This window comes from Deltaproteobacteria bacterium (assembly GCA_029210625.1).
In the GTDB taxonomy this organism is placed as follows: Bacteria; Myxococcota; Myxococcia; order SLRQ01; family SLRQ01; genus JARGFU01.
Window position 1 is genome coordinate 98694 of sequence record JARGFU010000005.1, and the last position, 26452, is coordinate 125145.

Below are 26452 nucleotides of genomic sequence, written 5' to 3' on the forward strand. Positions count from 1 at the left end.
GCGCTTCGACCAGGGACTCGCTCCTCGAAGGGAGGACTTCAGGTGCCGAACGTCGTGATCGTGGGCGCTCAGTGGGGCGACGAGGGCAAGGGCAAGGTGGTGGACCGCTACGCCCGGCAGGCCGAGCTCGTCGTCCGCTTCCAGGGCGGGAACAACGCAGGCCACACCCTCGTGGTCGGCGGTGAGACCACCGTCCTCCACCTCGTCCCCTCGGGGGTCCTCAACGAGGGCACCCTGGGGATCATCGGGCCGGGCGTGGTCATCGATCCCCTAGTCCTGCTCGAGGAGCTCGAGCTCCTCGCCGAGCGGGGGCTTCACCTGGGGCCCGAGCAGCTGCGGATCTCTCACGCGGCCCAGGTGATCATGCCCTGGAACAAGGCCCTCGATCTGCTGCGGGAGGCCCACCGGGGCAAGGCGGCGATCGGCACGACCGGCCGGGGCATCGGCCCCACCTACGAGGACCGCGCCTCCCGGCAGGGCATCCGGATGGGGGAGCTGCTCCACCCGGAGCACTTCCGCGCGCGGGTCGCCCGGCGCCTCGGGGAGGTCAACCCGCACCTGGTCGGCCTGGGCGGGGAGGCCCTGGAGGCCGAGGCGATCATCGGGCCCTACCTGGCGGCCGCGGAGCGCCTCCGCGCCATGGTCACCGACACCGGCGCGCTCCTCGACGAGCGCAAGCGGGCGGGCGCGCGGATCCTCTTCGAGGGCGCCCAGGGGACGCTCCTCGACGTCGACCACGGCACCTATCCCTTCGTGACCAGCTCCAACTGCGTGGCCGGCCACGCCGCCGCCGGCAGCGGGGTGGGGCCCAAGGCCATCGACGAGGTGATCGGCATCTCCAAGGCCTACACCACCCGCGTCGGCGCCGGGCCCTTCCCGACCGAGCTGGAGGGGGCGCTGGGCGATCGCCTCCGCGAGGCGGGCTCCGAGTATGGCGCCACCACCGGCCGCCCCCGCCGCTGCGGCTGGCTGGATCTGCCGGCCCTGCGCTACGCGGTGCGGGTCAACGGCCTCACCGGCATCGCCCTGACCAAGCTCGACGTCCTCGGCGGCTTCGAGGAGGTGAAGGTCTGCACGGCCTACGAGCTCGAGGGCGAGCGCTTCGAGGTCCTGCCCCTGGCCCGCTGGGGCTGGGAGAAGGCGACGCCGATCCTCCAGACCGTGGAGGGCTGGCCCGCCTCGGTCGCGCAGGTCCGAAGCTTCGACGATCTGCCCGCCGGCGCCCGGGCCTACGTCGAGTCCATCGAGGAGTGGACGGGTGTCCCCGTCGTCCTGGTCTCCGTCGGCGCCGATCGCGCCGCCACCATCGTTCGCAAGGATCCCTTCGCCTCATGAGTGACACGCAGGTCGTCATCCGGGGGCTCGGCCACGGCAATGAGGACCGGCTCATGCCGGCCTCGCAGGTCATCGCGGGGCTGGTGAAGCTCCTGGGCGAGGACCGGGTGGACGACGCCGCCAAGGTCTACTCCCGCTGCAGCGTCGACGTCGGCTTCCAGCTCACCCAGAAGATCTCCGGGGACCGGAAGCTGGAGAAGGCCGCCGCGGCCATGCTCTACCGGGCCCGCGACTACGCCAAGGCCGCGCTGGTCTGCGAGTCCCTCGAGGACTTCGAGAAGGCCGCCGCCCTCTACGAGAAGGCCGACGATCCCTACCTCGCCGCCGAGATGTACGTGCGCTGCGGCAACCGGGCCCGGGCCGCGGTGATGTACGAGCGGGCGGGCAACCTCGAGCAGGCCGCGGGCCTCTACGTCGAGGCCGAGGAGTTCGAGCAGGCGGCCGAGTGCTTCCGCCGGGTGGGCAAGAACTTCCGGGCCGGCCAGCTCCTCGAGAAGCTGGGCAAGGACCGCCTGGCCCTCGAGCTCCTGCAGAAGGTCGAGGAGGACCACCCCGACTTCAACGAGGCCATCACCCTCCTGGCCGAGCTGCTGGGCCGCAACGGCTACGCCCAGCTGGCCGAGAAGAAGCTGCTCTCCTTCCTGGAGGGCAAGTCGGTCGACGCCTCCACCGTCGATCTCCACTACGCGCTGGCCGACCTCTACGCCCGCACCGGCAAGACCGAGCGCGCCAAGGAGGTCTTCGGTGAGATCCTCCAGTTCGACATCAACTACCGGGACGCCGCGGCCCGCCTGAAGCGCTGCGAGGAGGGCGAGGAGGAGGACGACGCCCTGCCCGAGGTCGAGGTCGAGCTGGACGAGGAGCTCGAGGCCGAGGACGTGGTCGGCATGGACGACGCCCTCGCACAGTTCCGGGAGCTGCCCCTCTTCGAGGACCTCTCCCTCGACGACGTCCGGGCCCTGGCCGAGATCGCCCACGTGCGGGAGTTCCAGCCCGGGCAGGTCCTCATCGAGCAGGGCGCCCACGGCGAGGCGCTCTACGTCGTGACGAAGGGGCGGGTGGAGGTGAAGCGCACCGACGCCTCGGCCGAGAAGCTGCTGGCCGTGCTGCCGGCGGGCGCCCACGTCGGCGAGATGAGCCTCATCGACGACGCGCCCACCAGCGCCCGGGTGATCGCCGCCGAGGAGGTCGAGGCCCTGGTGCTGCCGGTGGACGCCTTCCGCCGCCTGCTCGACACGCGGCCCGCGCTCTCCCTGCGGATCCACATCGTCCTGGCGACGACCCTCTGCCGGCGCCTGCGGGCGACCGACGCGAAGCTGCGGAACTGAGGCCTAGCCCAGCGGGCCCCGGTGGATCGCCAGGGGCCCGGCGGCCTGGCAGGTGGGCATCAGCTCGATCCGGTTGATGTTCACGTGCGGCGGGAGGGTGGCCGACCAGAAGATCGTCTCGGCGATGTCATCGGGGGTGATCGGCTCGGTGCCGGCGTAGACCTTCTTCGCGGCCTCGGCGTCGCCGTGGAAGCGCACCACCGAGAACTCGCTCTCGCAGAGGCCCGGCTCGATGTTGGTCACCCTGACCGGCGTACCGAGGAGATCGGCGCGGAGGTTCAGGGAGAAGAGCTTCACGAAGGCCTTGGTGCCGCCATAGGCGTTGCCGCCGGGGTAGGGGTACTCGCCGGCGATGGAGCCGAGGTTGACGACGTGGCCCCGCTTGCGCTCGACCATGCCCGGCAGGACGGCGTGCGTGACGTAGGCCAGGCCCTTCACGTTGGTGTCGATCATCGTCTCCCAGTCCTGCCAGCTGGCGCGCTGGGCCGGGTCGAGGCCGAGGGCGAGGCCGGCGTTGTTCACCAGGACGTCGATCGCGGCGAACTCGGCCGGCAGGCCCGCGAGGGCGGCGTCCACCCCGGGCAGGTCACAGACGTCCAGCTGCAGGGGGTGGCAGCGCTCGCCCAGCTCCGCGGCGAGGGCCTGGAGGCGCTCGAGGCGGCGCCCGGCGGCGACGACCCGGGCCCCCTCCCGCGCGAAGCGGCGGGCGGTGGCGGCGCCGAAGCCGGAGGTGGCGCCGGTGACGAGGACGACGAGGCTCGAGGGATCGATCGTGGGGCTCATCCCGGGCTTGTTACTGCGCCTCGCCGCTCTTCACCAGCAGGACGGAGGCCGGCGCCAGCAGGCCGATCTGGTAGCTCAAGGTCCCCCAGCTCCGCGCCGGGGTCGAAGGATCGATCCGGTGGGAGGCGAGCACGACCAGCGCGTGGTCCGCGGCTTGGGTCACGATGACCTCCACCCTGCGTCCCGCCTCGATCACGACCTCCGGCGCGCAGCCCTCGGCCTCCAGGGTCCGGGCGTGCGCCCCGAGCTGCTCGTGGGCGGCGCGCTCCAGCCGCGCGTAGAAGGCGGGCTCCTCCTCCCGGGACAGGCCGGGGATGAGCTCGACCACGTGGAGGAGGGTGAGCCGGCCACCCGGAGCGAGCAGGCTCGCGGCGAGCCGGAGCGCCTCGGTGTTGCGGTCGGAGAGATCGAGGGGAACGAGGATGGAGGAGAACATGCGGCTCCTTCTTTTGAGCTTCGGCTCACTCGGGGAAGGCGTGCACCACCATCACCGGGCGCTCGCTGTGGCGGAGCACCCACTCCGCGACCGAGCCGACCAGGGAGCGGCGTCCGGGCCGGCTGTGGGCACCGATGACCAGCGCGTCGGCCCCCAGGCGCTCGGCCAGGGCGACGATCTCGCGGCCGGGCTCCCCGCCCTCGATGACCTCCAGGCGGACCTCCTGCACCAGCTCCTCGGCGTCGGCGGGGATCAGGGCCTCGAAGCGCTCGCGCAGCAGGTCCCTGGCGTCGTCGTCGAGGACGCTCTGTTCGGGGGCGCGGATCGGGCCGGGCACCACGTGGCAGACCTCCACCTCGCCGCAGGGCTCGGTCATGGCGATGGCGTGGGCCAGCACCCGGGAGGCGGCGTCGTCCACGTCGAGGGCGGCGATCACCTTCGAGTAGCGGGGCATATGCTCCAGCGCCTGGCCGACCTGCGGCTCGCAGATGCAGGCGACGGGGACCTCGGAGCGGGCCAGGAGCCGGTGGGCGACCGAGCCGCTCCAGAGGCGGGAGAGGAAGCCCCGGTGGTGGTGGCCGATGACGACGAGATCGGCCTGCTGGCGCTCGGACCAGTGGCTCAGGGGGTAGCTCACGCTGCCGATGCTGGGGGTGACGTGCACCTTCACGCTGCCCTCGCCGGGCAGCTCGCCCAGCCGGCGCTCGATCTCCCGGGCGACGATCTCCGCCACCTCGGGGTCGGCGTCGGTGAAGGTCCGCCGGCCGCGGAGCCCGAGGCGGGCGTACTCCACCGGCGGCCAGTAGAGGTGGAGGAGGGTGATGTCGCAGGGCCCCAGGGTGCGCAGGGTGTGCAGCCAGCGCATCGCCGCGCCGCTGGCCTGGGTGAGGTCGACGCCGCAGAGCACCCGCAGGTTGCGCTCTCCCCGGGCCCAGTTGGCGAAGCCGTCGTGCTTGCCGCGCACCACCAGCACCGGCCGATCCGCCCGCTCGACCAGGCGGTCGGCCACGCTGCCCAGGGGGAAGTGCTCGGTGGTGCGCCCCCCCCGGCTGCCGACCACGATCAGATCGGCCTCGTGGTCCTCGGCGAGGGTGACCATGCCCAGGGGGATGGTCCCGTCGATGGCCTGGGTGGAGACCGGGAGCCCCTCTTCGCGCAGGGGGAGGGCGAGGTTCTCCAGGGTCTCCTCGATGCCGCGCCGGAGGGTGCGGTTGAGCTCGATGGCGGTGGAGGCCTCGAGGACGGCCTGGGTGGGGACGGGCGGGTTGTAGACGTGGGCGAGGAGCAGCTCTCCCTTCGCCCGGCGGCAGAGATCGACGGCGACCTCGAGGGCAGCGCCGGCCGTCTCCGAGAAGTCGATGCCACAGAGGATCTTCATGGCGTACCTCCCTTGTCGGCGCGCTCGAGCGACGGATGAGCGGTGCGAGCGAGGAGGGCGAGCCGGCCGCGAGGGCGCGTCTACTTGAACTTTCGACCCTGCCCACAACCTAGGCCGGGCAGGGCCGCTGTCAGCCCGGCGTCAGGCCGCCTCGATGGCCTCGCGGAAGGGGCTGTGCTTCATGCGCTTGCGGGCCAGCGCCACCTGATGGGCAGCCGCCTCGCCCTCATCGAGGGCCGCGAGCACCCGGGAGTAGATCCAGGGACGCTCGGCGGGCACGGGCAGGTCGGCGGTGGGATCCCGCTCCAGGGAGCGGGCGATGGCCTCGCGGGCCTCCTCGTTGCGCCCCAGCTTGTGGAGGCAGAGGCCGCGCACGTAGTCGAGGATCCCCTCCTCGGGGAGCATGGAGAGGGCCGACTCGGCCTCCTCCAGCGCCTGCTCCAGGTCCTGCCCCAGGTGAGCGCGGCAGTAGGCGCGGTTCGCCACCACCAGGGCCCGGGTGCCCTCCTTGAAGCTGCCCACCCGCGCGCTCTCCAGGTTCTCCAGGGCGCGCTCGAAGCGGCCCATGGCGATCTGCACCATCGCGACGTCGATGCCCGCGATGTGCCGGATCTTGGGGGAGGGCGCCGACTCGCGGATCGCCACCGCGAGATCCAGGGCGCGCTGGAAGCGTCCCCAGCGCACGTAGATCGGGATCATCGTCGCCTGCGCGCTCATCGCCAGGGGGATCGAGATCGCCAGCCAGCCCGCCGCCAGGAGCCAGGTCACCCAGCCCAGGTCCGAGTCCAGGGCGAGCCCGACCACCACGGCCAGGCCGCCGAGCATCACCACGAGGGCCTCGAGATTCCACAGGCGGGTGAACACGGGCCCACCATAGCACCGGCCCGCTGGGGGGTGGGTTAGACTCCTCCATCATGGTCGGACGAGGGAGCAGGCACGCAGCCTTCATCGCGGTGGCGCTGCTCTCGCTCGCGCCGCCCGCCGCCGCGCTCGCCGCCTCCTTCCGCCTGGAGGCGCGCAGCGAGGCCTTCCTCTCCTCGCTGCCCGCGTGGCCCACCCGCCACGACGAGGTGGTGCTCCTGGGCCGCGATCCCCTGAGCCTGCGCCTGGATCTCTTCGGGGCGGAGCTCGTCGCCGGGCAGCAGCTCGACCTGGTCTCCTCCCTGCGCCTGGGGACCGATCTGGGCTGGCGCCTCGGAGAGGCCGAGGCCCTCGACGGCGCCGACCGCCACCGCGCCGAGGCCCTGCTCCTCTCCCTGCGCTGGCGGCTGCCGCGCCTGGGCCTGGAGCTGCAGGTGGGGCGGCAGCTCGAGCTGGCCGCGGTGCGCCCCCGCTACTTCGACGGCGCTCACCTGCGCTGGCGCTGGTCCTGGCTGGAGGTGGAGAGCTTCGCCGGCCTCTCGGTGAAGGACGGCAGCCTCCTGGGGCCCTCGACCTTCGAGGCGGACGGCGTGCGCTCCAGCGACGCGGCCCTCGCCGGGAGGGTGGACGAGGCCGCCTGGCCCTTCGTGCTCACCGAGGAGCACGCCGCCCCCACGCTACTGGTGGGGACGGGCGCCGGCGTCGCCCACCCCCGCCACGGCCGCCTCCTGGCGGGCGTCGAGCAGGCGAGCTCGGCCGGGAGCGTGGATCATCGCCTCTTCACCTTGCAGGGTGAGGGTCACCTCCACGGCGGCCACCTCGGCACCGCGCTGGCCTGGGATCTGGTCCAGGCCGAGCTCGAGCTCCTCGATCTCCAGCTGGGCTGGCGCCTGGCCGGGGCGGGGCGCCTCTCGGTCTTCCACCGGCGCAGCCGCCCGACCTTCGACGGCGACTCGATCTGGAACCTCTTCGTCCGGGGCGACCGAGACACCACCGGCGTGAGCTGGCGCTCACCGCCCTCCCGGCGCCTGCGCGGCGGCCTCTCCTTCCACGACACCCGCCTCTCGGATCCCGTGCAGGCCACCGCCGAGCACGTCCTCGGCCTTCGGGCGCACCTGGGCTACGGGGCCAGCGCGCGGCTGCGCCTGCAGGCGAGCGGGACCCTCGAGTCGGGGGGCAGCGGCACCCGCGGCTACCTCGTCCTCGGGGGCCGCGCCCGCCTCGACCGGCGCCTCGGGGCGCAGGTGGATCTGGCCGCCGGCTGGCTCGACGATCCCGGGCGCCTGCAGGGGCTGGTGCTGGGCTCGCGCTCGGGCCTCACCTACCGCTTCGACGAGAGCGCACGGGCCGGCCTCGCCCTGGAGCTGAACCACAGCCCGCTCTCCCGCCTCGACCTGCGGGTCCTCGGCCGCCTCGAGGTGGGCCTCGACGTCTTCTGGGGAGGTCGCGAGTGAGGCGCTCCACCGCCCTGGCGCTCGCCGCCGCCCTCGCCCTCGCGGCGGCCCCGGCGCGAGCCGAGCCCTCCCGGGCGGTCTATCCGCCCCAGCGGATCGAGCTGCGCTTCTTCCACGACCGCCACCTCGCCACCGGGATCCTCGGCTGCACCGACTGCCACCCGGCGAAGGAGAGCCGTCGCTCGGGGGACCGCCTGCTCCCGGGCCACCCGACCTGTGGGAAGTGTCATGCGGTCACCGCGCCCGAGCCCGCGCCCGTGGCCGACCCCGGACCCCAGCCCGAGCCCGATCCCATGCTCGCCTTCTACGGCGCGCCCCCGGCGCCCGAGCCGCCGCCGCCGGCGAACGACTGCAGCCTCTGCCACCCGCGCGTGAAGGAGGGGAGGGCGCCCGTGCCCCTCACCCTGCCCGAGCCGAACCTGCGCTTCTCCCACGCGGCGCACCTCGCGAAGGGGGTCACCTGCGAGCGTTGCCACGGCGAGGTCTCGGCCCTGGCCCTCGCGACCCGCGATCAGCTCCCCCGCATGGCGACCTGCCTCGAGTGCCACACCCGGCCCGGGCAGGCCCCCGGCCGCGCCTCCTCGGACTGCGCCACCTGCCACCTCTCCCGCCCCGGCGGCGGCCTGCGCACCACCTTCCCCTCGGGGCGCCTCGTGCCCACCGAGGCCTTCCCCTCCCTGGCCCACGACGAGGCCTTCCGCCACCAGCACGCCGGGCCGGCGCGCAGCCAGCAGGCCCTCTGCGCCGGCTGCCACGCCGAGACCGAGTGCCTCGACTGCCACGCCGGCACCCTCAAGCCCTTCGGCCTCCACCCGGCGGACTGGCTGGCCCTCCATCCCCTCGCCGCGCGGCAGGCGAGCCTCTCCTGCGACGGCTGCCACCGCTCCCAGAGCTTCTGCGTCACCTGCCACGAGCGCCTCGGCCTCGGCCGCGACGCCCCCACCGGCCGGGTGCGGGGCGCGCCCCCCGGCGACGAGCCCACCTTCCGGGCGGCCAACACCAACCTGCGCGTCCACCCGGTGGGCTGGGCGGACTTCGACGCCGCCGCCAGCCCCGATCACCACAGCGTCCACGCCCGCCGGAACATCGAGGCCTGCGTCTCCTGCCACCGCGAGGAGACCTGCCTGGGCTGCCACGCCGGCCTCGAGCGCGGGGGGAGCGGCGTCAGCCCCCACCCGGCCTCGGTGCTCGAGCGCTGTGACGCCCTCTTCCGGGCCACCCCGAGGGCCTGCGCCAAGTGCCACGACACCTCCGCGGGGGCCCCCTGCCCATGACGCGGGCGATCCCGCTGCGCGCCCCGCTCGCGCTCCTCGTCCTGGCCGGCGGCTGCCTGGAGCCCGGCGCGTCCCCCTTCGGCGCCCGCGACGAGGAGGCGCCCCTGCTGGTCGCGAGCGTCCCCTTCGAGGGGGCCCTGCGGGTGCCCCCGGACGCCGAGCTCTACCTCTCCTTCTCGGAGCCCCTGGCCGAGGGGCAACCCACGCCCGGGCAGGTCCAGCTGCGCTCGGGCGAGCTGGTGGTCCCGGTCTCCATCGACCATCCGCGGCCGGGCCTGGTGCGCCTGCTCCCGGGTGAGCCCCTCCACCGGGGCCTGCGCTACAACCTCGGCCTCGCGAACAGCCTCCACGACCCGGCCTTCAACCCCCTCGATCCCGCGTCGCCCCGCAACCTCGGCTTCACCGTCGCCACCGCGGACGACCCCCTGCAGGTCGTCGCCACCGAGCCCGGCGAGGGCGCGCAGGGGGTCGCCCGGCGCCTCGAGATCACCCTCGACTTCGACGTCCCCCTCTCGACCCTCACCCTCGACCGCGCCCACTTCGTGCTCGAGGACGAGGCGGGGAGCAGCGTCGGCCTGCGAGCGGCCCTCGACGACGCCGAGCCCCGGCGGGTGATCCTGACCCCCTTCGCCGAGCTCCCGGCGGACACCCTCCTCACGCTCACGGTGACACCCGGGCTGCGGGATGTTCAGAGCCGCCACCTCGCGGTAGCGTTCGTCCTCACCTTCCGCACCGCGCCGTAGCCACCGGAGACCCACCATGACCAGGCGTCGCGTCTGCATCCTGAACACCGGCGGCACCATCGGGATGGTGCGCACCGAGCGCGGCTACGCCCCCCAGGCCGACTTCCTCCGCCAGTACCTCGCGGCGATGCCGGAGCTGGCCTCCGAGGAGATGCCCGAGTGGCAGCTGACCAACCTCGAGCCCATCCTCGACAGCGCGGACATGCGCCCCCGGGACTGGCTGCGCATCGCCCGGGCGGTGGCCGAGCGCTCGGGCCAGTGCGACGGCTTCGTGGTGGTCCACGGCACCGACACCATGACCTACAGCGCCTCGGCGCTCTCGTTCCTGCTGCCCGAGCTCGACCACCCGGTGATCTTCACCGGCTCCCAGCTGCCGCTCTCGCACCTGCGCTCCGACGGCCGCTCGCACCTGATCACCGCGCTGCTGCTGGCCGCCGAGCCGGCGATCAACGAGGTGGGGATCTACTTCAGCGGCCGCCTCCTGCGCGGCAACCGCGCCCAGAAGGTGAGCGCCGACGGCTTCGTCGCCTTCGCCAGTGGCAACCTCCCGCCCCTGGCCATGGTGGGCACCCGGATCCAGCTGCGGCACCGCCTCCTGCGGCCGAAGGGAGCGGGGATCACCGAGCCTCCGAGCCTCGCGCGCGCCCCGGAGGTGATCTCCCTGCGCCTCTTCCCCGGGCTGGACGCCCACCTGCTGCGCCGGATCCTCGAGCCCCCCACCGAGGGGGTGGTCCTCGAGACCTACGGCGTCGGCAACTTCCCGAGCCAGGACGCCGAGCTGCTCCGGGTGGTCCGCGAGGCCTGCGAGCGCGGCGTCGTGGTCGTCAACTGCACCCAGACCCACCAGGGCGCGGTCCAGGCCGGGCAGTACAGCACCGGCAAGGCCCTGGCCGACTGCGGCGCGGTGAGCGGGCGGGACATGACCCCGGAGGCGGCGCTGACCAAGCTCTTCGTCTTGCTGGGTCGGGGCCTGCCGCCGGAAGCAGTGCGCCAGGAGATCGGCCGCGATCTCGCCGGTGAGCTGACCGTCGAGACCGACTGACAGCTGACAGCTAATAGCTGATAGCCTCAGGTCACGCGGTCGCGCGCGATCAGCGCGCGTAGAGTAGATGTAGCAGTCCCACTCGAGCACCCAAGGGGGAGAGCGATGCGCATCTGCGTGAATCCCGAGTGTCCCGATGTCATCGGTGGCTACGCGGAGTATGCCGACGCCACCGAGACCTGCGTCCGGTGTGGCAAGGCCCTGGAGCACGTCCCGGAGAAGGAGGAGGAGCAGCTGGTCACCGTCTTCCGGGCCCCCGAGCAGGGGCAGGTCCGCCTGCTGGCCGATCTGCTGCGCGACGCCGGCCTGACCGTCTACGTCTACGGGCAGCACGAGGCCCTCACCGGCGGCGGCTACTCGATGATGGACCAGTGGCGCACCGCCTCGATCCAGGTCCCGGAGGAGGAGGCCGAGGAGGCCCGCGGTCTGATCGCCGTCGCCGAGACCCAGGGGGAGTTCTCGGACGAGGAGGGCTCCGAGGGCGAGGAGAAGAAGGAGCGGGAGACCGCCCCGCGGGTCTCGGCGCAGGTGCCCGTCACCCGGGTGGGGCTCCCCTTCGCCCTGACCCTCTTCGTCGCGCTGCCCGTCCTGCTCCTGGTCCAGCACTTCGTGCCCTTCGACCAGAACATCCTGCTGGCGATCCTGCTGGTCTTCGCCGGCGCCGCCTTCTGGGCCGGTCACCGCTACCCGGGCGTCGTGTCCCAGCACTACTGCGGCAAGTGCGGTCAGGCGTTGAGCCCGACGCAGGGCTTCTGCGACGGCTGTGATCGCAGGCTGGTCGAGGGGGAAGAGGGCGCGAGCTGATTCGGCTGCGAGCTTCGAGCTGCGAGCTGCGAGCTCGGTCCCTGCCGGGTCGCACCTCCGGGATGCTTCGGGCCCGGTGCTGCCGGCTGTCAGCTAATAGCTGCGAACACTCTAAACCAGAAATCACGATTCCCGATCACGTTTGGCTTGCAGGCCGCACCCGCCTGCGGCGTCAGGCCTCGGTCACCTAGCTAAGGCTAGGCTCCCTCACCCTTCCTTGCATCCGGGCACGTCCGCGGCGCCATCCGCTGTTCGGGAATCATGATCTCTGGTTTGGCCGAGGACGCACCGAGGTGTGTCCCTGCAACGCCAAAGCTCGCAGCTCGAAGCTCACAGCTCACAGCTACACCGGCCGCACCGGCCCCTTCCGCCAGGGCCGCTCCACCGTCTTGTTCCGGGTGTAGAGGAGCGCCTTCGCCAGCACCGTCCGGGTCTCGCGGGGGTCGATGACGTCGTCGACGTGGCCCATGGCCGCGACCTGGTTGATGTCGATGTAGGGCCGGATCCCCGCGGCGAGCTGCTCCTTGATCTCCTCGGGGTTCTCGGCGGCGGCCAGCAGCTTCTGGGCGGCGATGGCGACCATCCCCTCGGCGCCCATCACCGAGATCTCGCCGCCGGGCCAGGAGACGAGCAGGTCGGGCTCGTAGGCCCGGCCGTTCATCACGTAGTAGCCCGCGCCGTAGGCCTTGCGGACGACCACCGTGAGCTTCGGGACCGTCGCCAGGCTCACCGCCTGCAGCATCTTGGCGCCGTGGCGGATGATGCCGGCCTGCTCGACCTTGGTGCCGACCATGAAGCCCGGCACGTCCTGGAAGAAGCACAGGGGGATGTTGAAGCTGTCGCAGAGGTTCACGAAGCGGGCGGCCTTGTCGGCCGAGTCCACATCGAGGATGCCGCCGTAGTACTGCGGGTTGTTGGCGACGATGCCCACCGGCCAGCCGTCGATCCGCGCGAAGGCGGTGGTGATGTTGCGGGCCCACTTCGGCTTCATCTCGAAGAGCACGCCCTCGTCCACGACCAGCTTCAGGATCTTCCGCATGTCGTAGGCGCGGCGGCGGTTCTCCGGGATGATGTCGAGGATCTCGTCGTCGATGAGGCTGTCCGGCTCGACGCGGGTCGCTCCTCGCGGCGGCTTCTCGGTGCAGGAGCTGGGGAAGTAGGAGAGGTAGTCCTTGATGGCCTGGATGCAGGCCGCGTCGTCCTTCACCTGCAGGTCGGCGACGCCGGACTTCTCGGTGTGGACCTTCGAGCCGCCGAGCTCCTCCTCCGTGACGTCCTCGCCCACCACCGACTTCGTCAGGTAGGGCCCGCCGATGGCCATCGAGCTCTGCTCCTTCACCATCGGGACGAAGTCGGCGAGGCCGGGGATGTAGGCCGTGCCCGCGGCGCCCGGGCCGACCATCGCGGCCACCTGGGGGATCACGCCGGAGAGGATCGACTGCTCGCGGAAGAGGTAGCCGGTGCCGGCGAACTCGGAGATGGCCCGGGGATCCATCCCCCCGTCCGCCGAGAGGCGCGCACCGCCCGAGTCGACCAGCCAGATGATGGGCAGGCGCTCCTTCAGGGCGAGATCGCGCAGGCGGGTCACCTTGTGCTCGGCCACCATGCCGATGGAGCCGCCGTAGACGGTGAAGTCGTAGGCCGCCACGGCCACCGGGCGGCCGTCGAGGGCGCCGATGCCGGTCACGCAGCCGTCGGCGGGGGAGGGCTTGGGCTGCTTCTCGGGGAGGTTGCCCTCGTGCTGGGCGTGCATGCCCAGCTCGAGGAAGCTGCCGGGATCGAGGAGGGCGTCGATCCGCTGGCGCACGTCCATCTTCCCGCGGGCGTGCTGCTTCGCCACCCGCTCGGGGCCGCCCATCTCCCGGGCCTTCTCCCGCCGGGCGGCCAGGTCCTCGACCGCGGCCCGCATCTTCTCGTTCTTCTCCATGGTGCTGCCTCCCTGCTCGCACGGGCGCCTAGATTGACCCGTCAATCGGTTTTCTACGGGTCCCCGCCACCGCGGTCAACGGCCAAGGTCAGTCGTGGTCGGGCCGCAGGGCGCCGGCGGGGGCGGTGACCAGGTCGTCCACCAGCTGGTGGAGCCCCGCCCGCAGCTGCGGCAGCGAGAGGCCGGTGCGCTGGTAGCGCCGCGGGACGTGGATGAAGCCCACCTCGGTCTCGGGGCAGAGGCGCTGCAGGTGGTGGAGCGCCAGGAAGAGGGAGAGGTTGCAGGCGAAGGTGCCCGCGTGGTGGCTGACCTCGGCCGGGACGCTGGCCTCCTGCAGGTGGCGGGCGATCCACCGGGGATCGAGGGTGCAGAAGTAGGCGTCGGGAGCCGCGCGCACGGCGCGGCCGCCGGGGGGCAGCTTGCCCCGGTTGTCGGGCAGGTCACCCTCGAGGATGTTCACGGCGATCCGCTCGCAGTGGAGGGCGTCGTTCCCCTCGGACTCACCGAGCATCAGCCAGCGCAGGGGCCGGTGGCGGCGCAGGAGGGCGGGGATCCGGCGCCGCAGGATGTGGAAGTCCACCGGCAGCACCTCCGCCACCACCGCCTCGGGGGTCTCGCGCAGGAGCGGATCGAGGAGCCGCCGGCTGGTGTTGGTCTCGCGCCCGGCGAAGGCCTCGAAGGCGGTGACTAGGACGATGGGCTTCATGCGCGCGGAATCCATGCTGGCGTGAGGTCGAAGCTCGGGTCAACACCCCCCCACGCCGGGCCGGGTCTTTGCGGACCCGGCGAGGATCGATCCATACTCGCGAGGATCCGGTCCTCTCCTGGACCGGAAGATCGAGAGGAGACCGCGAGCGTTGGGCGCATTCGAGGATCGCATTCGCTGGAACCACCGCTACTCGAGGGCGGGCTTCAGCCCCGACTGGGCGCCGGACGTCCACCTGGTGACGCGCCTCTCGGATCTGCCGGGCGGGCGGGCCCTGGACGTCGCCTGCGGGGTGGGCGCGAACGCCCTCTTCCTGGCCAAGCGGGGCTGGGAGGTGCACGCGGTGGATCTCTCCGACGTCGCCATCGAGCGGCTGCGGCGCGCGGCGAGCGCGGAGGGCGTGCTCAAGCAGATCCGGCTGGAGCTGGCCGATCTCTCCACCTGGGACTTCCCCGAGAACGCCTACGAGGTGGTGATCTGTACCCGCTTCCTCGACCGCAGCCTCTGCTCGAAGCTGGTCCGCGCCCTCGTCCCCGGGGGGGTGCTGTACTATCGCAGCTACACCATGGATCACCTGGAGAAGAAGCCCGACTTCGAGCGCGAGCGGCTCCTGGCCCCCGGCGAGCTCCAGGTGCTCTTCTCTGACCTGCTGGAGATGCACTACGAGGAGCTCGTCGAGGAGGAGACCGTGACCGCGGCCTACCTCGGACAGAAGCCGACCTGATGCGCGCGACCCCCAAGACCCTCGTGCCGGCCTGGCTGCTCGCCGGCCTGATCCTGCTCTCGACCGCCGCGCCCGGCGCCGCCCGGGCCCAGGGGCGCAACCAGTTCCTCGAGGAGGGCAAGCGCCTCATCGCCAAGGGCAAGCCCGGCGAGGCCGTGGAGGAGCTCTCCCGTGCCCTCGAGTTCCCGGAGCTCCCCCTCGTCCAGCGCATCGAGATCCTGGGCTACCTCGGGGCGGCCCAGCACCTCGCCGGCAACGAGGCCGAGGCCGGGGACGCCTGGGAGGAGCGGGTGCGCCTCGATCCCGACGGCGATCTCCCCGAGGACCTGCCCGGAGAGGTGCGCTCGGCCTACGTCCAGGCCCGGGCCGGGGTGGTGGTGGTCGAGCACCTCCCGCCCCCCGGCGCGCTGGCCGGACGGACGGTCGAGATCCGGGTGAACCTGCGCGATCGCTACGCCGCGACCCAGGACCTCGTCGTCTTCCACCGCCGCGCCGGCAAGACCGACTACGAGTCGACCGCCCTGGAGCGAGACGACCTGGGCTGGCACGTGAAGCTCACCATGCCGCCTCTGGCCGGCCTGGCCGCGGCCTACGAGTACGAGTACTACATCGTCGCCCAGTCCGAGCAGGGCGAGCACCTCCACAGCGCCGGCAGCGAGGATCAGCCCCTCGCCATCCGGGTGATGGCGCCCACCGACGACCCGGGGCCCCTCACCGCCACCCTCCCGGATCCGGTGAAGGATCCGGAGGTCGAGAGCGGCGGCGATCCGGCGGCCGGGGGTGGGGTGGTCATCGTCCGCAAGGACCCCGAGGGTGACGCGGGCGCGGGCACGAAGGACCCCATCGATCTGACCGCGGTGGATCTCGTCGACGCGGGCGCCACGGGCACGGGCGCGGGGCTCGACCCGGAGGACGCGGTGGCCGTCCGCACGGGGACCGCCGGCCGCGACCGCAAGGACGAGGTCATCGAGGCCGTCGAGGTCGAGGTCGACCCCCCCGACGGCTCCCGCCCCTGGCGCAAGCCCGGCCCGGCCGCGACCCCGACGGGGAGCGCCAAGTGGGTCTGGATCACCCTCGGCGTCATCGTGGTGCTCGGCGCCGGCGCGGCGGGCGTGGTGGCGGGGACCAGCGGCGACAAGATCCCCTCGGATACCGACCTCGGAGTGATCCGCTATCCTCCGGGCTCCTGAAGCGAAGAACACGGCAGGGACTCTTCAAGTGTACCTCGAACGGCGATCGGCTCTCCTCGGACTCCTCCTCCTGCTGCTCCTCTCCGCGGGCTGCGGGGCGGACACCGGGCTGCACATCATCGTGGAGTCCAGCTACGCGGTGCCCGACGAGGTCGACAGCCTCGTGATCGAGGTCAGCGGCGGCAACCAGCCGGCGCAGACCTACCCGGTGACGATCCTCTCTCCCTTCCCCCACGACTTCGCCATCGACACCGAGGGGGTCTCGGGCACCCTGCAGGTGATCATCGAGGCGATGAAGGGCACCGAGACCGTCACCACCGCGCAGATCCGCGCCGACCTGGTGAAGAACCGGGTCATCGAGTACCGGGTCAACCTCTGAGCTGCGAGCTATGAGCTTCGAGCTTCGAGCTCTGGAGACTTCCTGGACGGGTGGTGCGGTCTTCGGTGATAGGGGCGGCAGCTCTCGGCTGTCAGCTATCAGCTATCAGTATCCGTGCTCACCGCGGTGAACCGGGCCCCAAGTCGCCCTCATCACGCTCGTCGACCCGAGACTGAAAGCTGAGAGCTGATAGCTGATAGCTGCGAGCCCCCGGGTCGAGGACGCACCAACGTGCGAACCGGCACCGGCCAAGCTCAAAGCTCGAAGCTCAAAGCCGAGATCAGTTGTTGGGCTTCCCCGGGGTCGGCGTACCGAAGTCGCGGAAGTCGCTGGCGTTGTCCGCGGTGTCGGCTGAGCTGGCGTTGCGGCCCAGCGAGTGCTCGGAGGCGACGCCGGCGGCGGGGTTGCCCTCGCCGGCGAAGGTGAGGCCGGCGAAGGTCTGCCCGGTGGTGCCGTTGGTGTAGCCGACCGCGTCGACCACGATGCCGTCCTTCACCAGCTGGAGGCTGTCCGGGCCGTTCTGCAGGTTGGCGAACTCGGTGCGGATGTCGGCCTCGGCCAGGGTGAGCGCGTGGGCGCTGCTCTGGGCCAGGACCAGGAAGCCGTCGGCCGGCATGTTCTGGCCGGTGAGGGGGTAGCTGGCGTAGGGGGTGCCGGTCTCGCCGTTGACGCCCACCAGGCTGAAGCCGGTGAGGGAGACCGAGGGGTCGCCGACCAGCTCGATGAAGCAGTTGTCGTCGGTGCCGGTCGTGTCGTAGCGGATCTCGTTGATCAGCACCCGCACCGGGGCGCCCACGCTGACGGTGACCGTGTCGCTGGCGGCGTTGCCGCCGGTGTCGCCCACGGTGAGCTGGGCGTCGAAGGTGCCGGCGGTGGCGTAGCCGTGGAAGGGGTCCGCCTCCTGGGCGCTGGCGCCGTCGCCGAAGGTCCAGTTGTAGGTGTAGGGCGGGCTGCCGCCGTTCACGGTGGCCATGAACTGCACGCCGAGGGGGGCGTTGCCGGTGGCCGGGAAGGCCTGGGCCGCCACCGCCAGGGGCACCGGGGTGGACGAGGCGGTGATCCGGATGCCGCTCTGGGAGGTGCCGCCCGTCGCGTCGGTGACCTGGAAGACCACGTCGTAGTCCCCGGGGTTCTGGAAGGTGTGGGTCGGCGAGATGACGCTGTCGGTCTGGCCGTCGCCGTAGGTCCAGAGGAACTGGTAGGGCGGCGTGCCACCGGCGGCCTCGCCGGTGAAGGCCACGGTGAGGGGCGCGAGGCCCAGCTCGGGCACGGCGCGGACGGTCGCGCCGAGGATCCCGGGCGTCACCGCGATGATGACCTCGGTCTGATCCGAGTCGCCGTCGACGTCGGTGACCGTGAGGGTGACGACGTTGTCCCCCGGCATCTCGAAGGTGTGCTGGACGGCCTCGCCCTCGCCGGTGGCGCCGTCGCCGAAGTCCCAGTCGTAGCGCACCGGATCGTTCCCGCCGAGGTGGTCACCGACGAGATCGACGGTCAGGGGCGCGCGCCCGCTGTTCGGCGTCGCCCAGGCCCGGGCCGTGGGGACGGGGTCGATGCCACCCCCCTGGCCGCAGGCCAGGGAGAGGAGGAGGGCGGTCAGCGCCGCCGGGGCCAGGTTCGTCACGCGCATCACTGGATGTTCACCGTCATCGAGAAGGTTCCGAAGTCGTCGGTGGCGCCACCGTACCCGTCGACGATCAGGTAGTAGGTGCCGCCCGCGCTGGAAGTGTAGACCACCTTCGAGAGGAGGCTCGCCACCGCGCCGTCGTCGTCGCAGACCAGCTCGTTGGACTGGGTGGTGCAGTTCGAGCGCAGGTACATCACCGAGTCGAAGCCCGTCGCGGCCGAGGTCAGCTCGGCGGTCAGGGTCTGGCCGGCCGTGAGGACCACCTCGTAGACCACGTCGGGCTCGGCGGTGTAGGGGGCCGAGATCCCGCCGCAGTTCAGGGCGTGGTAGTTGTCCACCGCGCCGGCGGTGCTGTGGGTGAGGGTGCCGGAGGCCAGCAGGGGGATGGGGAACGCGCAGGTGTCGCCCACCACGGGGTTGGCCGCGCCGGGGGAGGGGAGGTCGAGGACCACGAAGTCCACGCTGTTGTCGTCGGTGTCGGTGCTGCCGCGGGGGCGGCCGAGGGGCTTGCCCGCGGCGCCCGGGGCGGCCGCCAGCTCGCCGGAGAAGGTCGTGCCGGCGCCGAACACGCCGTAGCCGACGGCGTCCAGCACGTTGGCGTTCCAGGTCAGCAGGAGGTTGTCCGGGCCGTTCTGCAGGTCGACGCCGGCGTTCACCAGGTCGACCTGGGTCGGATCGACGGTGCCGTCCTGGGCGACCACGAGGAAGCCGTCGCTGCGCACCGAGAGGCCGGTGAGATCGATGCTGACGTACTGGCTGCCGTCCGCGCCGTTCACGCCCACCAGGGCGTAGCCGTCCAGGGAGGTGCCCGGGGGACCGGAGAGCTCGACGAAGGTGCCGGTGTCGGCGCCGGGGGAGTCGTAGAAGACCTCGTTGATGAGCATCGGCCCGAAGACCTCGTAGGAGACGGGGCCGATGACGCCGTTGGTCTCGTTCGACTCGGTGACGTCGTCGTTCGCGTCGATCTGCGCCCAGGCCTGATAGGTGCCCGGCTGCACGCTCAGGGCCACCGAGACGGTCGTGGAGGCGCCCGCCGCCAGGCCATCCACCCAGGTGTAGTCGCCGAAGTCGCCGATCGCCGGGGCCGAGACCCGGTCGTAGTAGAAGTCGACCCAGGTGCCCGGGCTGGCGGTGTTGCCGGCGTTCTGGACGGTCACCGAGTAGACGACCACCGAGCCCTGCACGTCCACCTGCAGTCCGGAGATCGCGTAGTCGGGCAGGGCCTGCTGCACCACGACCTCGACGGTGGCGCTGGACGAGTCGCCGTTGGCGTCGGTGACGATCACCGAGGCGTTGTAGACCCCGTCCAGGCCGTAGGTGTGGGAGGGGTCCTCGACCGCGGCCTGCGAGCCGTCGCCGAAGTCCCAGGCGTAGGTGAGGGGGGCGTCGCCGCCGCTGGCCGTGGCGTCGAAGGCCACCGTCAGGGGGGCCGCCCCGCTGGCCGGGGTCGCCGTCGCCGAGACCGTGGGCACCTGGTTGCTGGCCACGCCGATGATCAGGCTGTCGCTGGCCTGGTCGCCGTCGGCGTCGGTGACGGTGAGCACCACGGTGAAGGAGCCCGCGGCCGGGTAGGTGTAGGAGGTCGCCTGGCCGCTGCCGGTGGCGCCGTTCCCGAAGGCCCAGTCGTAGGTGATGGGGGCGTTGCCGCCGGTGACCGAGCCGGAGAAGTTCACCTTCAGGGGCGCGATGCCCTGGGTCACGTCGGCGAAGGCCCGGGCCGTGGGCTGGCTGTTGGAGGAGACCGAGATCGTCAGCTGCGCGCTGTCCGCGTCCCCGTCGGCGTCCATGACCGTCACCTGGGCCTGGTAGGTGCCCGCGGCGGCGTAGGTGTGGGTCGGGTTCTGGGTGGTCGAGCCCGGGGAGCCGTCACCGAAGCTCCACTGCCAGCTGAGGGGAGCGTCGCCGCCCTGCACCGAGGCGAAGAAGGAGACCGGCAGGGGCTCTCGGCCCGAGGAGGGCGAGGCCGAGGCGGTGACCTGGGGCTGGGCGTTCGTGGTGACGTTCACCACCACGGTGGTGGAGTCGGTGTCGCCGTCGGCGTCGCTGACCTGCACCGTCGCCTGGTAGGTCCCGGCGGTGGAGAAGGTGTGGCTGGGGTTCTGGAGGGTCGAGGTCCCGCCGTCGCCGAAGTCCCAGGCGAAGGAGAGCGGGGCGTTGCCGCCCTGGGCCGAGGCGTTGAAGGAGACCGTCAGGGGCGCGCGGCCGCTGCTCGGCGTGGCGCTGCCCGAGACGATGGGCACGTCGTCGTTGCCCACCTCGATCGCGGCCGAGGCGGTGGCCGGATCGCCGTTGGCGTCGGTGACCGTGAGCTGCGCGGTGTAGGTGCCGGCCGTGGCGTAGGTGTGGCTGGGGTTCTGGAGGGTCGAGGTGCTGCCGTCCCCGAAGATCCAGGCGAAGGAGAGGGGGGCGTCGCCGCCGCTCACCGAGGAGGTGAAGGCCACGGTGAGGGGCGCGATGCCCTTGTCCGGGTTGGCGGACACGCTCACGGAGGGGGCCGAGTTGTCGGTGACGACGATCTCGACGCTGCGAGAGTCCTGGTCGCCGTCGGCGTCGACGACGGTGAGCAGCGCCGTGTAGGTGCCGGGGCTCTGGTAGGTGTGGGAGGTGCTGGCCCGATCCGCGGTCGCGCCGTCACCGAAGTCCCAGGAGAAGGAGAGGGGGGCGTTGCCGCCGGTCGCCCGGCCCTCGAAGGCCACGGTGAGGGGGGCGATGCCCGAGGTCGGAGAGGCCGAGAGCGCCGCGGCCGGCTGGTCGTCGCTGGCGACGGTCACCTTCACCTGACCGGAGGCCGAGACCAGGTTGCTGTCCTGCACCGTCACCAGCACGTCGAACTGCCCACCGGCAGCGAAGGTGTGGGTGGGGGACTCGAGGCTGGAGCGGTTGCCGTCGGCGAAGTCCCACTCGAAGGTGTAGGGGCCGACGCCCCCCTGGACCCCCACCGAGAACTGCACGGAGAGCGGGGCCCGGCCGGAGGAGGGATCGGCCATCGGGGTCGCCGAGAGGGGGGCGGCGGTGACGTCGACGGTGAGGGCGTCCTCGTCGAAGTCGCCGTCGGCGTCGGTGACCCGCAGGGTGGCCTGGTAGCTCCCGGGCAGGACGAAGGTGTGGAGGGCGTCCGCGGTGGTGGCGGTCTCGCCGTCTCCGAAGTCCCAGGCGTAGATCAGCGGCTCGTCTCCGCCCGTCCCCTCACCGACGAAGGAGACCGTCAGCGGCGCGGTGCCCGCCAGCCGATCGGCGGTGGCGGTGGCCCGGGGGACGCTGTCCGAGGGGGTGGGCTCCTGGGGACAGCCGGTCGCGGCGAGGGCCAGGAGGAGGGTGGAGAGGGAGAGGGGGACCACCGGCGAACTGCGCATCATGCCCGCAGATCTAGCACCTTCGCGCGCCATCGTAGAGGGGCGCGCGCGACGGGTAAGGGCGGGCCGGGAGCCCCCCTCCCACCCGCGTCCCGGAATTTGACGCTCCGCATTCCGCGTGGCACCGTCGCGCCATGTCGGACAAGCGCACTTCCTTCTCCGAGCTCGCCAGGGCAGCGACCGAGGGCCGGGACGCCGAGCCTGGTGCCCTGAGCCGCCGCTCGCGCCTGGGGCTGGTCCCGGCGGACTACGCCGAGAAGACCATGAGCTCGCTCCTCTCCCTCCACGAGGACCTCATGGCCGAGAAGGAGCGGGCCCTGGACATCACGCGGCGCCTCATGGCGGCCGAGCAGGACCGCGCCGAGCTCGAGTCCTACGTGCGCCTGCTCGAGGTCGAGCTCCACCGGCGGGGCGGCCCGGCGGTGGGCACCCTGCGGGTGGGCGGCGGCGGCGGCCTGAGCGCCGCGACCGAGACCGTGCTGCGCAGCCTGGCCCGGCCGGGCCCGGCCGCGCCGGAGGCCCCTCCGGCAGCCCCGGCGAGCGAGGCGCCAGCCGCGCCGGCACCGGCCGTGGACCTGGCGCCCGCAGCGCCCGCAGCGCCCGCCGTGGCCGCCGTGGCCGAGGCGCCCGTGCGGGCCCCCACGGCCCCCGAGCCCGTCGCGCCCCGTCCCCCGCGCCCCTCCGCGAGCTACCGCGCCCCCGTGGCGACCGCCAGCGGCGATGCCCCGGCGACCAGGGATCGCGAGGCGCAGGAGAGAGAGCAGCCCCGCCCCCGGGCCGTCGGTGAGGGCTGGCGCCAGTGGTGAGGCGTGCCCTGAAGTCGGCGCTGCTCGCGGCGGCCCTGCTGGTCTTCGTCCCCCAGGCCGCCCGCGCCGAGGCGCAGGGACCCCTGCCCGGTGGCGGGCGGATCGACGTCGGTGGCGGCTGGCGCTACCTCCCCGGTGAGAGCGGCGGCGGCGCGGTCGCGCGCTTCGGCTGGCAGGCCGACGCCCACTGGCTCCTGGGGGTCGAGCTCGGCTTCGCCTACTTCCACCAGCAGCCGGTGGAGGGGCCGGTGCGGGTCACCGTCGGCAAGTTCCTCCTCACCACCACCTACCAGGTGCTCACCCGGGGCCCGGTCCTGCCCTACCTCTCGGTGGGCGTGGGCTACGGCCTGATCGGCGCCGTGGCGAGCGAGCGCTACTCCGAGTCCGGGGCCACCGACTTCTTCGGCGGCGTGGGCTTCTACGTGCCCCTCACCGAGCGGATCGGGCTGGTCGTCGAGGATCGCTTCGAGCTGGCCAACGCCTCCCTCGAGGTGCACGGCATCCAGCGGAAGGTGGCCGGCGGCGGAAACCTGCTCTGGGCCGGGGTGGTCGTCACCTTCGCGCCGGAGCAGGATCGGATCCTGGCCCCCTAGGGACGCCCCGGGCTGGCTCCGGCCCCCCACCTCGGGCTACAAGCGTCCCCATGGGTGAGGGAAGCGAAACCGCCAAGGAGCTCGCGGCGCTCCGCAAGGAGATCTACGAGGCGCGGACGCTGACGATCCGCAACGACAATCTCCTGAAGACCTTCCACGCGGAGCTCAAGGCCGTGGCCGACCGGCAGGCCCGGGCCGAGCGCCGGCACTTCGTCGGGCACGTCGCGGCCTACGTGGTCATCGGGGTGCTCGCGGGGGGCGGCGCGCTCTTCTACACCCACATGATGGTGGACGCCGAGCGCGCCGCGCTCGAGGATCGCATCGCCGAGGCGGAGCAGGCCCAGGAGGCGGCCCGCCTCTCGCAGGAGCAGGCGGACCAGCGCATCGAGACGATGGAGGCCCAGGCCCGCAGGGCCCTCAACATCCACCGCCTCCTCACCTCCGCCGACGAGGCGGACCGGGCCGGCGGCCTGGTGGCCCTCGAGAAGGTCGATCCAGCCGAGCTCGATCCCTTCGCCCGCACCGTGCTCCTCTCCGCCGAGGGCGAGGAGCGCCGCGAGTCCGCCCAGAAGGCCTTCGACGAGGCGCAGGCCCACTACCGCAAGGGCCGGATGCGGGAGGCCGCCGCGGCCCTCGATCAGCTCCGCCACCACCTCGAGGCCCTGCCCGCGGGCTGGGGCGCCGACCTGCGCACGATGGGCGACTACTACAGCGGCGCGACCTACGCCCGGCTCGGCCGCGGCCCCGAGGCGCGCCCCTTCCTCGAGCGCTTCATCGCCTCCGAGGCCCCCAAGGCCAACCGCGCCCAGGCCCACGTGATCCTCGGCGACGTCCTCCTGGGCGCGGGCGCCGAGGAGGAGGCCAAGAAGGTCTGGCGGGAGGGGCTGAAGGTCGACCCGGCGGGCCGGGCCACGGCCACCCTGCGCCGCAAGCTGGGGCTGCCCGCCGCGGCGGGAGCGGCCGAGGAAGACGGCGACGCCGCGCCCGCCGACTAGGGGCACCCCCTGGTGCGGGAGCTACTTCCGGGCCGCAGCGAAGGCCCGGTCGATGCGGGCGAGGGTGTCGCCCTCGTCGGTGAGCACCCGGGTTGCCACGGTGTTGGCCACCCGCGCCAGCTCCTCCAGCTCGTCGAAGAGGTGCGCCGTGCGCGTGGCGGCGTCGGCGTCGACCTGGCAGGCCTCCCGGGCCGCGTCCACCCGGCCGTCGAAGGCGACGGAGTAGGCGCGCCAGCGCCGCAGGCCGGCGCTGCCGTCCTTGCTCGCCATCGCCCGCAGCCCGTCGAAGTGATCCGAGATCTCCCGCCGCAGCTGCTCGGCCCGCTCGACGCAGGCCGCCGAGAGCCCGCCGGGCGCCGAGGCGTCGAGGCCCGCGGCCTTCTCGGGGGCGCCCGCGGCCAGGGTGACGACCACGCCCCGCAGGAAGAGCAGCGCGGGGACGCCTGCCATCACGAAGAAGATCACCAGGATGGCGATGCGGTAGGGGCGATAGCGGGCGGGACGCTTGGCGGCCATGGCCGAAGACTCTACTTCAGGCCGCGGGAGCCTGGTTAGGCCGGGTGGGTCAGAGGCCCGATCCGCCGGCCAGGCTCTGGGGCAGGACCGCCTCGAAGACCCCCGCCTCGTCGGCCCAGGCCTCGCCCACGGGGTAGAGGCGGCCGTCGGGGGTGCGGCCGACGATCTCGACCTGCGAGCCGCCGAGGGTCTCGGAGAGGGCGTCGGCCCGCTCGCCGAGCACCGTCCCCGAGAGGAGGGCCGGCGCGTCGAGGACGACCGTCTCGAGGCTCAAGTCCGCCTCGTTCACGGTGACGGCGTGGCCGACGCTCCAGGGCAGGCCCGAGCCGCCCCGCGGGCGGAAGTGCATGAGGTAGCTGCCCGCGTCCACCGGCAGGACGTACTTGCCCTCGGCGTCGGTGCGGGTCCGGAAGGTCTGCATCACCGGGGCCTCCTCGCTCGGTCCCGTCGGGACGATGCGGGAGGCGACGACCTCCAGGTCCTCGACCGGCGTGTCGGTCTGGCCGTCCCGCACGGCGCCGCGCAGCACCGGGCGGGGCAGGAGCTGGACCTCGAGGGGGGCCGGGGCGATGGTGGGATCGCTGGAGACCACGAAGCTCGCCACGGTGGCGCTCGCCAGGGGCGAGTCCTCGGGGGTGCTGATCTGGGCCAGGTAGGTGCCGGCCAGCAGGCGCACCTCGAAGCGGCCCAGCTCGTCGGACACCGCGGTCTGGCGGAAGGTGCCCGAGGTCTCGACCTCGCCGACCAGGCTCACCCGGGCGCCCTGCACCGGCGCCTGATCGGGGCCGACGATCTTGTTGCCGGTGACGGTGACCGGGGTCCCGTGGTCGCCGGTGAAGTAGGCCCCGAGGTCGAGGTCGTCGGCGCCGACCTCGATCGCGTCGAACTCGAGGGTGGGGCGGGACTCGGAGGGGCCCAGGCGCAGGGTCATCCGGTGGGCGCTGCCGGCGGGCGGCCGGACCACGGCCAGGCAGAAGCGCCCCTCGGGGTCGGTGTGGGAGGCCAGGCTGCGCACGCCGGTGGCGGGATCGAAGAGCTGGACCTGCAGGTTCTCCACCGGGGTCCAGTTGGCCTCGGAGACCAGGACCTGGCCGGTGAGGATCACCGGGGCGGTGGCCAAATCCAGGGGGAGCACGAAGGTGGAGTCGGCGGTGGGGACCACGCCGCTCTGCCGCACCGGGGCCGTGCACTCGCCCGCGCCCCCGCAGCAGCCGCCCGCCAGGGGCTCGGCCACCAGGTCGTAGGCCATCGGGATCAGCGCGTCGCTGGCGCCGTCCCGCACGCCGGCCATCAGGGCCAGCTCGGCGCGGGCCTGGGTGGTGCCCTGATCGATCTCGAGCAGGGTCTCGAAGGTGCGGGAGCGGCGCAGGCCCTCGGAGGTCGTGAAGCGCGCGCTGGCCTCCACCGGGGACTCCAGGGAGAGGAGGAGGGGCTCGGCCACCAGGACCTTCAGCGGCTCGGTCCGGTCGAAGTCGATGGCCTCCACCGACTGGAAGAGGTAGCCGGAGGCGGGGAGGGGGGTGACCTCGAGGTCCAGCGCGAACTCGGGCTGCCAGGTGCAGCGGGCGAAGCTGCACTGCTGACCGGCGTAGCACTCCGAGTCGTCGAAGCACTCCACCTCCGGGAGGAAGTTCATCCCGTCCATCGCGGCGCAGCCGGCGAGGGCCGCCAGGAGCGGCAGCATGAGGAGGTTTCGCTTCACAGGCACTGCTCGTCACGCACGTCGAGGACCCAGCGATAGGAGGCCGGGTGGGTGGAGATGCAGTCGTCGGGGTAGCCCGAGGCCGCGCAGTCCTTGGTCGCCCGGAAGAGCGGCACATCGGTGTCGTCGCCGGTGAGGGCATCGACCTCGACCACGAAGGCCTCGAGGACGTAGACCCCCGGGGACGAGAACTCGCCGACGAGATCCGCGGGATCGAAGTCGTCGGAGCGCCAGACGGTGCCGTTCGGGTCGACCAGTCGCTGCTGGAGGAAGCCCGCGCCGTTCTGCCCCGAGACGTCGTAGTCGAGGAACCAGCGCACGGAGAGCAGCTGGTCGGTGTCCAGCTCGATGAATCGAACCGTGAAGAGGTCGGTCTGCTCCGGGCAGTCGAGGTAGAGCTGCACCACGGGCGCCGAGGGCTGCACGTTCACCAGGTCGATGGCGGGCGGTCGGTTCACGTAGATGGGCTCGGGAGGCATGGGCGTGGTGTCCTGGG

24 protein-coding genes are annotated in these 26452 nt (G+C 72.6%); 13 read left to right on the forward strand and 11 right to left on the reverse strand.

The window, feature by feature from the left end:
* Positions 1–42: 42 nt before the first annotated feature.
* Together P1V51_06170 and P1V51_06175 are read left to right on the forward strand one after the other, a co-directional pair.
* Entirely contained in the window at positions 43–1335 is a 1293-nt protein-coding gene (locus P1V51_06170) for an adenylosuccinate synthase (protein MDF1562607.1), read from the forward strand.
* Positions 1332–2663 (forward strand): cyclic nucleotide-binding domain-containing protein, encoded by a 1332-nt coding sequence (locus tag P1V51_06175; GenBank protein MDF1562608.1) that lies wholly within the window; start codon positions 1332–1334, stop codon positions 2661–2663. Before P1V51_06170 ends, P1V51_06175 begins: the two co-directional genes overlap by 4 nt.
* Positions 2664–2666: 3 nt before the next feature.
* On the opposite strand, the gene P1V51_06180 is transcribed toward P1V51_06175, so the two are convergent.
* The 4 genes from P1V51_06180 to P1V51_06195 all read right to left on the reverse strand — a co-directional run bounded on the left by P1V51_06180 (position 2667) and on the right by P1V51_06195 (position 6124).
* Positions 2667–3446, reverse strand: a complete 780-nt coding sequence (locus P1V51_06180; GenBank protein ID MDF1562609.1) for an SDR family oxidoreductase — start codon at positions 3444–3446, stop codon at positions 2667–2669.
* A gap of 10 nt (positions 3447–3456) precedes the next feature.
* On the reverse strand, positions 3457–3882 hold the full coding sequence (locus tag P1V51_06185) for a universal stress protein (protein MDF1562610.1): 426 nt from the start codon (positions 3880–3882) through the stop codon (positions 3457–3459).
* Between the two features lie 25 nt (positions 3883–3907).
* Entirely contained in the window at positions 3908–5260 is a 1353-nt protein-coding gene (locus P1V51_06190) for a universal stress protein (GenBank protein ID MDF1562611.1), read from the reverse strand.
* 141 nt (positions 5261–5401) lie between these two features.
* Positions 5402–6124 carry a tetratricopeptide repeat protein gene (locus P1V51_06195; GenBank protein MDF1562612.1) on the reverse strand — a complete coding sequence of 241 codons (723 nt, stop codon included), beginning with the start codon at positions 6122–6124 and terminating at the stop codon, positions 5402–5404.
* Between the two features lie 50 nt (positions 6125–6174).
* On the opposite strand from P1V51_06195, the gene P1V51_06200 reads away from it, so the two are divergent.
* The 5 genes from P1V51_06200 to P1V51_06220 all read left to right on the forward strand — a co-directional run bounded on the left by P1V51_06200 (position 6175) and on the right by P1V51_06220 (position 11438).
* A complete protein-coding gene (locus tag P1V51_06200; GenBank protein ID MDF1562613.1) occupies positions 6175–7575 on the forward strand; it encodes a hypothetical protein in 1401 nt (466 codons plus the stop codon).
* Entirely contained in the window at positions 7572–8849 is a 1278-nt protein-coding gene (locus P1V51_06205; protein MDF1562614.1) for a cytochrome c3 family protein, read from the forward strand. Before P1V51_06200 ends, P1V51_06205 begins: the two co-directional genes overlap by 4 nt.
* Positions 8846–9592, forward strand: coding sequence for an Ig-like domain-containing protein (locus P1V51_06210; GenBank protein ID MDF1562615.1), 747 nt, complete (start codon positions 8846–8848; stop codon positions 9590–9592). Before P1V51_06205 ends, P1V51_06210 begins: the two co-directional genes overlap by 4 nt.
* A 16-nt stretch (positions 9593–9608) precedes the next feature.
* A complete protein-coding gene (locus P1V51_06215) occupies positions 9609–10634 on the forward strand; it encodes a type I asparaginase (protein MDF1562616.1) in 1026 nt (341 codons plus the stop codon).
* Positions 10635–10739: 105 nt separating this feature from the next.
* The gene (locus P1V51_06220) at positions 10740–11438 is read left to right on the forward strand and encodes a hypothetical protein (protein ID MDF1562617.1); all 699 of its coding nucleotides are present in this window, start codon (positions 10740–10742) and stop codon (positions 11436–11438) included.
* A gap of 343 nt (positions 11439–11781) precedes the next feature.
* On the opposite strand, the gene P1V51_06225 is transcribed toward P1V51_06220, so the two are convergent.
* Together P1V51_06225 and P1V51_06230 are read right to left on the reverse strand one after the other, a co-directional pair.
* The gene (locus P1V51_06225) at positions 11782–13365 is read right to left on the reverse strand and encodes an acyl-CoA carboxylase subunit beta (GenBank protein ID MDF1562618.1); all 1584 of its coding nucleotides are present in this window, start codon (positions 13363–13365) and stop codon (positions 11782–11784) included.
* A gap of 88 nt (positions 13366–13453) precedes the next feature.
* Complete coding sequence (locus tag P1V51_06230) at positions 13454–14071, reverse strand: pyroglutamyl-peptidase I (GenBank protein ID MDF1562619.1); 618 nt, start codon at positions 14069–14071, stop codon at positions 13454–13456.
* Between the two features lie 151 nt (positions 14072–14222).
* Between P1V51_06230 and P1V51_06235 the strand changes: the two genes are divergently transcribed.
* From P1V51_06235 to P1V51_06245, 3 genes are read left to right on the forward strand one after another with little or no spacing between them, the layout of a single operon-like run.
* Entirely contained in the window at positions 14223–14795 is a 573-nt protein-coding gene (locus P1V51_06235) for a class I SAM-dependent methyltransferase (protein MDF1562620.1), read from the forward strand.
* The gene (locus P1V51_06240; protein ID MDF1562621.1) at positions 14795–15985 is read left to right on the forward strand and encodes a hypothetical protein; all 1191 of its coding nucleotides are present in this window, start codon (positions 14795–14797) and stop codon (positions 15983–15985) included. Before P1V51_06235 ends, P1V51_06240 begins: the two co-directional genes overlap by 1 nt.
* 28 nt (positions 15986–16013) lie before the next feature.
* Positions 16014–16364 (forward strand): hypothetical protein, encoded by a 351-nt coding sequence (locus tag P1V51_06245; protein ID MDF1562622.1) that lies wholly within the window; start codon positions 16014–16016, stop codon positions 16362–16364.
* 280 nt (positions 16365–16644) lie between these two features.
* Here P1V51_06245 and P1V51_06250 read toward each other — a convergent pair whose 3' ends face one another.
* Positions 16645–17994, reverse strand: a complete 1350-nt coding sequence (locus P1V51_06250) for a PKD domain-containing protein (protein MDF1562623.1) — start codon at positions 17992–17994, stop codon at positions 16645–16647.
* Positions 17994–21347: a PKD domain-containing protein gene (locus P1V51_06255; protein MDF1562624.1), complete on the reverse strand. Its 3354-nt coding sequence runs from the start codon at positions 21345–21347 to the stop codon at positions 17994–17996. Before P1V51_06255 ends, P1V51_06250 begins: the two co-directional genes overlap by 1 nt.
* A gap of 131 nt (positions 21348–21478) precedes the next feature.
* Between P1V51_06255 and P1V51_06260 the strand changes: the two genes are divergently transcribed.
* The 3 genes from P1V51_06260 to P1V51_06270 are packed head-to-tail and all read left to right on the forward strand — an operon-like array spanning position 21479 to position 23738.
* Positions 21479–22150: a hypothetical protein gene (locus P1V51_06260; protein MDF1562625.1), complete on the forward strand. Its 672-nt coding sequence runs from the start codon at positions 21479–21481 to the stop codon at positions 22148–22150.
* Positions 22147–22743, forward strand: coding sequence for a hypothetical protein (locus tag P1V51_06265; protein MDF1562626.1), 597 nt, complete (start codon positions 22147–22149; stop codon positions 22741–22743). The genes P1V51_06260 and P1V51_06265 overlap by 4 nt, the downstream gene beginning before the upstream one ends.
* 50 nt (positions 22744–22793) lie before the next feature.
* On the forward strand, positions 22794–23738 hold the full coding sequence (locus tag P1V51_06270) for a hypothetical protein (GenBank protein MDF1562627.1): 945 nt from the start codon (positions 22794–22796) through the stop codon (positions 23736–23738).
* Between the two features lie 21 nt (positions 23739–23759).
* On the opposite strand, the gene P1V51_06275 is transcribed toward P1V51_06270, so the two are convergent.
* Genes P1V51_06275 through P1V51_06285 form a run of 3 tightly spaced genes read right to left on the reverse strand, consistent with a single transcriptional unit; the run spans position 23760 to position 26435 of the window.
* Complete coding sequence (locus tag P1V51_06275) at positions 23760–24254, reverse strand: hypothetical protein (protein MDF1562628.1); 495 nt, start codon at positions 24252–24254, stop codon at positions 23760–23762.
* A gap of 49 nt (positions 24255–24303) precedes the next feature.
* Positions 24304–25956 carry a carboxypeptidase-like regulatory domain-containing protein gene (locus P1V51_06280; protein MDF1562629.1) on the reverse strand — a complete coding sequence of 551 codons (1653 nt, stop codon included), beginning with the start codon at positions 25954–25956 and terminating at the stop codon, positions 24304–24306.
* Positions 25953–26435 carry a hypothetical protein gene (locus P1V51_06285; protein ID MDF1562630.1) on the reverse strand — a complete coding sequence of 161 codons (483 nt, stop codon included), beginning with the start codon at positions 26433–26435 and terminating at the stop codon, positions 25953–25955. Before P1V51_06285 ends, P1V51_06280 begins: the two co-directional genes overlap by 4 nt.
* Positions 26436–26452 lie beyond the last annotated feature (17 nt).